This window comes from Nostoc sp. (assembly GCF_036917155.1).
In the GTDB taxonomy this organism is placed as follows: domain Bacteria; phylum Cyanobacteriota; class Cyanobacteriia; order Cyanobacteriales; family Nostocaceae; genus Nostoc.
On the sequence record NZ_JBALDZ010000075.1, the window covers coordinates 1 to 9,485 of the forward strand.

Here is a 9,485-nt window from a genome sequence, read left to right on the forward strand (position 1 = left end):
TGGCTTGCAGCGCATGACTTGGGAGTTCTTTGTATTCTATCCAGACATCCTTAAAAGCCGGTAAACAATTCTGTTGCTCAAAATAATCAACCTTGATGTTGAGGGTAGGGACTGCCGCGATACGTTCAAATAAGGAATTTACAGCGGATTTCAAGTTAGTAAGGTATACAAGCTAAGTCTCAAAAGCAGGTATAAAGCCTATTTTGCTTGTGTTAGCGCAGGAGGGCGTAGCCCATTCTGACTCCTGAATTCTGCTGTATTTTTTCTCTCCACAACTAAAATCGGGCGCTTTAAATAAAACGCTTGCAAGTGGAGGATATTGGTGAATCTCCGCATCCCCCACTTTGGGCGTATTCTTTGGTCAATCCTGGTTGCTTGCTGACCAAACAACAGAAAATCAGCTTGTCTCAATTTTTAGTCGTCGTAAACACGACATTCAATTGCATCTGGGTTGTCATCACAATACTGTTCTAGAGAGTTTTTTGGCTTGCTTTGGCGCTTGTGAGAAGCTTCGGCTTGCAATTCTTCTACTGCATCCCAAGCAGCAGCACACTCTGGGGAGTTGCTACCGTTGATATCGCAAACAGTACGCGCTTGTTCCACTTCTTCTTGGATTTTATCTTGGATATCGCTTGTTGCTGTTTCTTGGATGTTGGTCATTGCTTTAGTCTCGTTGTGTGTTGTTAATACTAGTATAGAAAATGTTCAGAAATGGCAGTTTTTCGCTTGATTAATAACCATTCTAACCATTTAGCCGATCATAAGTTAGTGCTTTAGCCTATTGATTTATAACCAATACAGCAAGTTAGCGCATCTATAATGCATTTACCTTTATTTTTTAAGATTTTGTGGAATCAGTAGCATAGATAAATAATCATACAATATATTTAGATGCCTATATAGGGAATGACAACCCCAGCTTCTTGGGATGGTGGAGACAAAGGGCTGGTGTCAATTCTTATAAAATGCAATTCTTCCCAAAATCAAAAGTCAAAACCTACTAGCCTAAAAAGAGAAAGAAGCTCAAAACTCATGGCAGACCAAATGCAGTGGGCAAATGCCCTATCAACCCGTCATTCTTTGGAAGCCGCTGTTACAGATGTGGTGGAACGTGCTGTCTCATCGTTAACGGCACCCGCGGATCTAGGACTGGTATTCATTTCGTCTGCTTTTACGAGTGAGTATTCCCGACTGTTACCCTTGTTAGCTGAGAAACTTTCTGTGCCAGTGTTAATTGGCTGTAGTGGTGGAGGTGTGATTGGGAGGACAGTTAGCGGAGATACCCAAGAACTAGAAGCTGAACCAGCTATTAGCTTGACTTTAGCATATCTTCCAGGAGTGAAGATTCAAGTTTTTCATGTTGTTGCTGAAGAATTACCTGACTTAGATAGTTCACCAGATGCTTGGCTTGATTTGATTGGTGTGCCACCCTTCCCCACGCCCCAGTTCATCTTACTTTCTAGTTCTTTCGCCTCTGGAATCAACAATTTGTTACAAGGGCTGGATTTTGCTTATCCAGGATCGGTAATAGTAGGGGGACAGGCTAGTGGTGGGGGTATGGGTGGTCGTGTTGCCTTATTTTGTAACGATGCTAGTAGTGAGGAACAGCAAAACCTGTACAGAGAGGGCACTGTTGGTATAGCTTTGACTGGCAATATTGTTTTAGAAACGATTGTAGCCCAAGGATGCCGGCCGATTGGCAAACCATTGCAAGTCACAAAAGCCGATCGCAATATTATTCTGGAGTTGGATGAAAAAGTACCTTTAGTGGTGTTGCGAGATTTGATTGCTAGTCTCAGCGAACAAGAACGGAGTTTAGCACAGCATTCTCTGTTTGTGGGTGTGGCAATGGATGAATTTAAGTTGGCTTTGCAGCAAGGAGACTTTTTAATTCGTGGCATTCTTGGGGTCGATCCAACAGCTGGGGCGATCGCAATTGGCGATCGCGTCCGTCCTGGTCAAAGGCTGCAATTCCACCTCCGCGATGCCCAAGCTTCTGCTGAAGACTTAGAATTACTCCTGCAAAGTTATCAACACCAGCGAGAATCTGAACCCTCTGCCGTAGCTGCTTTGATGTTTGCCTGTTTGGGACGAGGTGAAGGACTGTATGGTAAACCCAACTTCGATTCGGAACTATTTCAGCGCTACCTTAACGATATTCCTGTAGGTGGCTTTTTCTGTGGCGGTGAAATCGGCCCTGTTGGTGGCAGAACCTTCTTACACGCCTACACTTCAGCATTTGGAATTTGTCGTCAAAATCAGTAATCAGTGTTAAACCAATTTTAGATTTTGAATTTTGGATTTTGGTGAAGCAGCACGGTCTTCTCCCAAGGGGAGACGCCAAAGGCGATGGGGGTTTCCCCCATGAGTGACTGCTGAACCCGTTCGCGCAGCGTCTCCCCTTGGGAGAAGGGATTGAAATAAAAATCTAAAATCTAAAATCCAAAATTCAATCACTCCTAACTCTTATCCAGCAAAAGTGTGGTGTTATTATCAATCATGGTCAAAGTTCCAGCAGTGGCGATGTCTGGGTTGGAGTGTGATGCACTATATGTCTGAATATAACGCCGCACTTCTGGGGGAAAATGAGGATAATCTAAGACTGCATCACCATCAGCAATAGTCGCCCAGAAGTCACGCAAACCAGGGGCTAATTCTTTTGCCTGTGATAATGGTAAGTTTAATGGAGAGTGAGTTAGTAGCTTAATTAGGAAAGGGAAAGAGCGATCGCCCATCCACTGCCTTGATGACTGTTGCAAGTCGGGGAACTCAGGCACAGACTCAACCCGATAGGATAAAATTTGCAACCATTCTTTACCTTGGTGATCGCGATGAAACTCTAGCACCCGATAAGGGTGAGGGTAGCTCACTAAAGAGCCAGTGGTAATATCATAAACTCCATCTGAGTAAGCAATATCCTGAACGTGCAAATGCCCGGTAAACACTAGCTTGACTCCGTAGCGCCTCAGCAATTGCAACAGTTCTGCGGAATTGGACAACATATAGCGATTTGCTAGTGGATGACTCGATTGATTGGGCAAATGCTCCACCACATTATGATGCACCATCACCAAAACTAAATCATCACCAGATGCCGCCAGTACCTCTTCTAACCACCGTAGCTGTTTGGCATCTAAACACCCCACTTGCTCACCCTGGTCATTAAAGGAGTTAGAATTCAGTCCAATCAGCTTAACTCCAGGTAGCAACTGACGAATGTAGTAAATCTGCTGTGGATCTTCATAGCCACACTTGGTGTAATAGTAGGGAAAATCCGCAAAAGCAATTGATTGCTGATCGGCCAACAGTACAGGAACGTCATGATTCCCAGGAACAACATAGACGGGAAAAGGAAGTTCGGCTAAACATTGTTGCAACCAAGCATGGTTTTCTGGTTCGCCGTGTTGGGTTAAATCTCCTGGTAACAACAGGAAATCTAAATCGAGTTGTATTAAATGTTCTAGTACGCTTTTAAACGCCGAGATACTTACTTCCACTAGATGAAAGCGGCTGGGATGATCCCAGATTGTGTGAGGAAGTGCCAGGTGTAAGTCGCTGACTACCGCAAAGCGAAAATTGAGAGTCATTGATTTATGAAAATGTTAAAAGCAGGGGTTAAAACAAGTCTTTTTCCAAAAGTATAACGCTTGCTTTGTTTCCCTGCGTAGGAGTGCATCTACTTAACATTTGTATACATGAAGCAGCGATCGCACACCATATACAAAGGAGATTTGGAATGAAATTATTGATGCTTTGCTAAAAGATTTAAAAATTTTATCCAAATGGATATGGGCTAAAGATATAGAAAAGTCGTGGTCGGTTAAGAGATGCGAGAGTTTTCCTAGAACTAAAACCTGGAAGTCAAGCGCTCAGTGATTCAGGTTCTCTACCCGATATTTCTACAACGCGCTTCAACCAATTTTCTGTTTGTTCAGCAGCAGATAGCTTTTCTGTAGCATCCGACCAGATTGTATCCCACTTAAACAGCCAGCGCGTCAAAACCCGAACTAAGTCAACTAACTCTGCTGCTCGGTCAATGTCGTCTGCCTTTACCATATCAGGGACAATCCACTCAATAAAATACCTACTCTCTTTAACAAGGTGTATAATCGGGTCCTGATGCGACCCTTCGAGCCACAAGGTTTTAATTTGAGATAAATTTGCTGCTAAGTGACCCAAACGAGTGGGGATATCGTTCTGCACAAAGCTTTGTTGCTTCAAGGTAAAGTCTGTCATAAGTTACCGAAAAACTCCTTGATGATTTGAGCCATCCTTTCTTTAATATTAGAGTCAAGTATCTCCATTGATCGGTTTTGGCGAGGGCGAAGATTTACCATTGACTCATAAATAACTTTCCCAGTCACAGGCATAAAACTGGCAGCCCAAATATTTTGTTGCCTACTGCCCTCATTCAACAAAACTTCTTCACAGTCAGCGTGCATATTACCACCTCCAACTATTACCCGACTCTCGATATCAACTGCAAGTTTGATATCGAACTTGTATTCTTGGAGCATCTGCTCTATTTGTTCAGGAGTAGCACGAGTACGAATTAACAGAATCAATGTGTTTTCCTCACTTCTAAGCGTTGAGTAAAGAAGAGTTTGGCAAGACATCCACGATAAAATAACTTAGCAGATCAGCAAGTAACAGGTTCAGAGTCATGGCTCAAGCTAGTATTGGAATTATTGGTGGTAGCGGTCTGTATAAAATGGATGCGCTCAAAGATGTCGAAGAGGTGCAAGTCCAAACTCCTTTTGGTTCCCCATCTGATGCTTTGATTCTGGGGACTTTGGATGGGACACGGGTAGCTTTTTTAGCGCGTCATGGCCGCAATCACACGCTTTTACCTTCTGAGTTACCGTTTCGCGCGAATATCTATGCGATGAAACAATTGGGTGTAAAGTATTTAATCTCAGCTAGTGCTGTAGGTTCCTTGAAAGCAGAGGCTAAACCACTGGATATGGTGGTGCCAGATCAGTTTATTGACAGGACAAAAAATCGGATTTCAACGTTTTTTGGTGAAGGAATTGTGGCTCACATTGCCTTTGGCGATCCGATTTGTAAGAATTTGGCTGTTGTGTTGGCAGATGCGATCGCATCTCTCAATTTACCAGAAGTTACTCTCCATCGCGGCGGTACTTATGTGTGCATGGAAGGCCCAGCTTTTTCTACTAAAGCAGAATCGAATCTTTATCGCAGTTGGGATGCAACAATTATTGGTATGACGAATTTACCAGAGGCGAAGTTGGCGAGGGAAGCAGAAATTGCTTATGCAACCTTAGCGCTGGTGACAGATTATGATTGTTGGCATCCAGACCATGACAGTGTGACGGTAGAATTAGTGATTGGCAATTTGCTGCGGAATGCTGTGAATGCTCAAAAGGTGATTCAAGAAACTGTGCGCCGCTTGAGTGAAAATCCGCCGCCGAGTGAGGCGCATTCGGCGTTGCAGTATGCGATTTTGACTCAGTTGGATAAAGCACCAGCAGCAACAAAGGAAAAATTAGGGTTATTGTTGCAGAAGTATTTGTAGTAGTGAAGAAGAATTCAGAATTCAGAATCAAGACGCTCTCTACAAGACGCTTTGCAAATGCTATCAGTGGGGGATAGATACCCTACGGGGATCTTGCTATACCCGCATTTCTCACAAGTTTGAAATGCAGAGGGGCGCAGGGGATTGAACTTGGCACATTGAACTCTCCTCTGCTCCCCTGCTCCCCTGCTCCCCTGCTCCCCTGCACAAGCACAGGCTTTGAGCATTGGTGAGAAATCCAGGTATAGACCCGCAACTGATTGAAAACCACCAAATCTTACGATTTGGTGGGGGTGTTAAACCTATCTATTCATCAGCCACTTGTATAGAATTCATGCTGAATTCTGACTTCTGAGTTCTGTTTCGATAACTAATTTCAATCAACCTTTCTGACTGCCCCTTTCACTGCGTCGGCTGCATCCTCTGCTGTGCGCTGAACATTTTTACCAGCGTCATCAGCCCCACGTTGAACATTTTTCGTCAAGTCTTTGGCTGCATTTTGGGTATTTTCCTTGAGATTTTCAAATCCACGCTGAGTACCCTTAACAACACCTTCCCGCAATTCCTCAGCGGAACTACTAACATCTTCACCCAGATTCTTCACTCTTTCACCAAGGGGTGTACCTTGTTGGAAATTCCGAACATATTGCTCTCGGCTGTCAATTCCCTTCTGCTCAATATTTTTTTGAGCATTTTTTACTAGCGCCTCAGCTCTATCATTAGCTGCCTTTTCATCTCTCGCTCTCGGATCTACATCACTAAAGTTATTTATCCCGCCAGCAGGAGAAGAAAGAGGATAATCTTTTGTAGAATCATATCCCCGGACGTTAGGTGCTTGGGAACCTGGCTGTGGTGGCTGTGCTGCTACTCCTGGAGCGCCACAAGCCTGTGTCATAAATAAAAACATTCCTGCCAAAAAAACAGTTAGGAATTTCAAGGGACGAATGTTTTTCAGCCAATTCATTGCTTTTTTCATAGTTCTCACTCCTTGCATTTTTGTGACTAAGTTAAACTTCAACCAAGATGACATTTGGAATTATTTTTGTATTCCAAGCATTCAGAAAAATAATAACTTTATTTAATAATATGAATAATAAAATGAGTTTTACTCTAGCGCAAGTCACATTTTAATTAGTACAAAAGGAATAATTTTATCTAACTCTAGGGAGAGATAAACTAAGATAAAATAGTTGTTGTCAAAAGAGCTACATCAACCTGTTTGATACCTGAAAAGCTTTGGATATATAGCTGATATACCATAAGATTTAAGCTATTTAGCCTTTGTAGCTCTCACCGTTAAATTACTAAATCCATGAAGCAATTTTTCCGCTGGATAATTTTGGGGGGAACGCTGTTTTTTTTAGGGAAAGCTTTGAAAGATAATTGGAGCGAGGTTACTGCTATCCGCATTGATGATGTAGGATGGGCAATTATGGCGATCGCTACAGGGATAACTTTACTAGCTCATACTTGGGCAGGCTGGATCTGGACTTGGATTCTCCAAGAGTTAAATCAACCTGTATCATCTCCCCAGTTTATCCAAGTTTACCTAAAAACGAATATAGCTAAGTATTTACCAGGTAATATCTGGCATCACTACGGACGAGTTGTCGCTGCTAAAAATGCCAAGATTCCTACTGGTGCAGCCACCCTAAGCGTTTTGCTGGAACCCCTACTCATGCTAGCGGCTGCTTTAATCATTATTGTTCTATGCAGTAGCCAATTTGCACCAGCTAATACTACCCTTGTTATCCGAATACTACAATTGCTGAGTTTAGCTGTAGTCCTTTGTGCGATTCATCCCTGGTTTTTAAACCCAGTTATTCGCTTTTTATACAGATTGAAAGCAAAAAAGTCTGCTGCTAACACTCAATCAAGTGTTCCTTTCAGTCTTAAAAGCTATCCCTTACGCCCTTTGCTAGGAGAATTAGGCTTTATGGGATTACGCGCCGCTGGGTTTATACTAACCATATCCGCCCTGGGTTCGTTGAATACGAATCAAATTCCTTTGTTGTTAGGGGCTTTTAGTTGCGCTTGGTTATTGGGGTTTGTCGTACCGGGTGCGCCTGGTGGGTTGGGTGTGTTTGAAGCGACTGCCTATGAACTTTTACGACACCACTTTCCAGCAGCTTTAGTATTTAGTGCGATCGCTCTATATCGTCTCATTAGTATTCTAGCTGAAACTGCGGGTGCTATCCTCGCTTGGCTAGACGAACGCCTTGCTAAATCATAAATCAGGCAAAACTTATTTTTTTCTATCTACCTTCATCTGTGAAAACACACGATAACCATCGAGATTTAACTTCTGATTACTGCTTTGCTCCTCTTCTTCCATCTTAATCAGGTTATATTCTACGTTTTCTGCATAAATTGCAAAGGTGATATTAAAAATCTCGATAAAATTTATTACTCCCTTGCATTCCTCTTCTGAATATTTTTCGTAAAAACGAATCAGATTAGCAACCCGAGTTTCTAAATGTCTGCGGGAATTTCTAGAAATCAAAATAATCTTTAACAGTATAATTACCAATGTTAGAGCATTGCCTTGGTTCAGCAATAAGACAAATAATGACGAAGGCTCTTTGCTATTTTCTGTTGTCAAGCAATCAATTACTCGATTACAGGTTCTCAAAAATAATTCTTTAGTGATATTTTCTTGATTATAATCAGTCTTCCATAAGGATAAAGTATCTACAAACTGCTGCCGCCAAGTCTCGACTGATTTTGGATTTTCTACAGAAAGAAATAGATATTTTTCCAGATTTATTTTAAATTCTTCCAGAGTTTGGTTTTGAGTTTGTTTGATAAATATATGGGCAATATTCTCATGACTAAACACACCTCTTTTTAAGACAATTGCTTTGATTAAACGCAGAGCTTGGTCTCCCAAAATACTGGGATTTGTATAGCGTTCTGTGCTTGAGACGGCAGATTGAGAACGAGCAATATACATTGCTAGTTCAAACTTAAATTTGTCTTTCATCTGTTTAGAAAGCTTTCTAGCAGCCTCTTGTTGCTCTCTAGGATTCTTCTCATTAACAGATTGATCAATTAATAAATAAGAAGTGTAGCGATTAGCCCAATGACCTTTAGATGATTCCTCATATTTAGTAGCGAATAATTTCAAATCCTTGTAATCTTTGCTGTTGACAAAATTCTCTAGCCAGATTTTACAAATCTTTACTACTGAAGGATTGTTGTCCTTGATCTTCAGATTTTCATTAACAAATAAATTAACTAATTCTTGGATATACTTGTCTTTTCGGTTAGTTTTCCAATTATTAACGATGATGTAGCAACACCGTTTAAGTGTATTACATAACTCCTGTTCGTTATCATCTAAAAAAATGCTGTATATTCCAGGTATATAATCGGAATCTTCTGAATCAAGTCCATCTATAAATAAACCTTTGAATTCCCGCAAAACATCCTCTGGTGGCAGCTTTTTGACAATTTCTACGAAAAAGCTATAAACCTCCTCTTGTGCAACTTGCACATTTAGCCGTTGAGAGTTAGACGTAACACAATGGGGATCTTCCTGACTAATTGATAAACGATTAGTGGTCATTTCAGTTATCAGGACAAAAAGGCTGCCTGTTCATATTATTACCAGCTTAACCTTGGTGAACAGTACCATCAATCTATTCTTCAGTGATTCGGTAATTTTTTTACATAAATTTGATTAACTAAGACCATAAATAAAGTATTAAAGGCAAATTGTTTAATACTTCATCAAATAGTTTAGTGAAATTACTTACTTGTGAAGAGCCACTTTTTTTCACATAGTTTAGTTTTATTGTGCCGACTTAGTTAATTAAGTCGGTGAGAAAAATTCAATGTATATGAAGAAATATAACCCACATTCCGCACTTCAATAAGTAGCATGGATAAACTACATAAACAGAAAATGCGCTGATGATAATTTGAACAATCAAGTAACCAGAAAATA

At 41.2% G+C, this 9,485-nt stretch carries 9 protein-coding genes and 1 pseudogene; 3 read left to right on the forward strand and 7 right to left on the reverse strand.

Going from position 1 to position 9,485, the window contains the following annotated elements:
• Both V7K67_RS11170 and V7K67_RS11175 read right to left on the reverse strand, forming a co-directional pair.
• Positions 1 to 100: pseudogene (locus V7K67_RS11170) on the reverse strand (RNA-guided endonuclease InsQ/TnpB family protein); the annotation flags it as partial.
• 314 nt (positions 101 to 414) lie between these two features.
• The gene (locus V7K67_RS11175) at positions 415 to 660 is read right to left on the reverse strand and encodes a Calvin cycle protein CP12 (RefSeq protein WP_334729556.1); all 246 of its coding nucleotides are present in this window, start codon (positions 658 to 660) and stop codon (positions 415 to 417) included.
• 372 nt (positions 661 to 1,032) lie between these two features.
• On the opposite strand from V7K67_RS11175, the gene V7K67_RS11180 reads away from it, so the two are divergent.
• Positions 1,033 to 2,265, forward strand: coding sequence for an FIST signal transduction protein (locus V7K67_RS11180; protein WP_334729557.1), 1,233 nt, complete (start codon positions 1,033 to 1,035; stop codon positions 2,263 to 2,265).
• Positions 2,266 to 2,459: 194 nt separating this feature from the next.
• Here the strand turns inward: V7K67_RS11180 and V7K67_RS11185 are convergent, their stop codons facing one another.
• The 3 genes from V7K67_RS11185 to V7K67_RS11195 form a co-directional block, all read right to left on the reverse strand.
• Positions 2,460 to 3,587, reverse strand: a complete 1,128-nt coding sequence (locus V7K67_RS11185) for a metallophosphoesterase family protein (protein WP_335166533.1) — start codon at positions 3,585 to 3,587, stop codon at positions 2,460 to 2,462.
• Positions 3,588 to 3,861: 274 nt separating this feature from the next.
• Entirely contained in the window at positions 3,862 to 4,236 is a 375-nt protein-coding gene (locus V7K67_RS11190; protein WP_335166535.1) for a hypothetical protein, read from the reverse strand.
• Entirely contained in the window at positions 4,233 to 4,565 is a 333-nt protein-coding gene (locus V7K67_RS11195) for a DUF5674 family protein (RefSeq protein WP_334729560.1), read from the reverse strand. Before V7K67_RS11195 ends, V7K67_RS11190 begins: the two co-directional genes overlap by 4 nt.
• Before the next feature lie 98 nt (positions 4,566 to 4,663).
• Between V7K67_RS11195 and V7K67_RS11200 the strand changes: the two genes are divergently transcribed.
• On the forward strand, positions 4,664 to 5,536 hold the full coding sequence (locus V7K67_RS11200; protein WP_334729561.1) for an S-methyl-5'-thioadenosine phosphorylase: 873 nt from the start codon (positions 4,664 to 4,666) through the stop codon (positions 5,534 to 5,536).
• A 376-nt stretch (positions 5,537 to 5,912) separates the two neighbouring features.
• Here the strand turns inward: V7K67_RS11200 and V7K67_RS11205 are convergent, their stop codons facing one another.
• Entirely contained in the window at positions 5,913 to 6,512 is a 600-nt protein-coding gene (locus tag V7K67_RS11205) for a hypothetical protein (protein ID WP_334708626.1), read from the reverse strand.
• A 336-nt stretch (positions 6,513 to 6,848) separates the two neighbouring features.
• Here V7K67_RS11205 and V7K67_RS11210 point away from each other — a divergent pair, with 336 nt between their 5' ends.
• Positions 6,849 to 7,769, forward strand: a complete 921-nt coding sequence (locus tag V7K67_RS11210; RefSeq protein WP_334729562.1) for a lysylphosphatidylglycerol synthase transmembrane domain-containing protein — start codon at positions 6,849 to 6,851, stop codon at positions 7,767 to 7,769.
• 12 nt (positions 7,770 to 7,781) lie between these two features.
• Here V7K67_RS11210 and V7K67_RS11215 read toward each other — a convergent pair whose 3' ends face one another.
• On the reverse strand, positions 7,782 to 9,104 hold the full coding sequence (locus V7K67_RS11215; protein WP_442943812.1) for a hypothetical protein: 1,323 nt from the start codon (positions 9,102 to 9,104) through the stop codon (positions 7,782 to 7,784).
• Positions 9,105 to 9,485 lie beyond the last annotated feature (381 nt).

Coding starts and splice junctions, on each gene's coding strand:
- V7K67_RS11210 (WP_334729562.1), top strand. CDS start 6,849: ATGAAGCAATTTTTCCGCTGGATAATTTTGGGGGGAACGCTGTTTTTT.
- V7K67_RS11175 (WP_334729556.1), bottom strand. CDS start 660: ATGACCAACATCCAAGAAACAGCAACAAGCGATATCCAAGATAAAATC.
- V7K67_RS11200 (WP_334729561.1), top strand. CDS start 4,664: ATGGCTCAAGCTAGTATTGGAATTATTGGTGGTAGCGGTCTGTATAAA.
- V7K67_RS11185 (WP_335166533.1), bottom strand. CDS start 3,587: ATGACTCTCAATTTTCGCTTTGCGGTAGTCAGCGACTTACACCTGGCA.
- V7K67_RS11215 (WP_442943812.1), bottom strand. CDS start 9,104: ATGACCACTAATCGTTTATCAATTAGTCAGGAAGATCCCCATTGTGTT.
- V7K67_RS11205 (WP_334708626.1), bottom strand. CDS start 6,512: ATGAAAAAAGCAATGAATTGGCTGAAAAACATTCGTCCCTTGAAATTC.
- V7K67_RS11180 (WP_334729557.1), top strand. CDS start 1,033: ATGGCAGACCAAATGCAGTGGGCAAATGCCCTATCAACCCGTCATTCT.
- V7K67_RS11190 (WP_335166535.1), bottom strand. CDS start 4,236: ATGACAGACTTTACCTTGAAGCAACAAAGCTTTGTGCAGAACGATATC.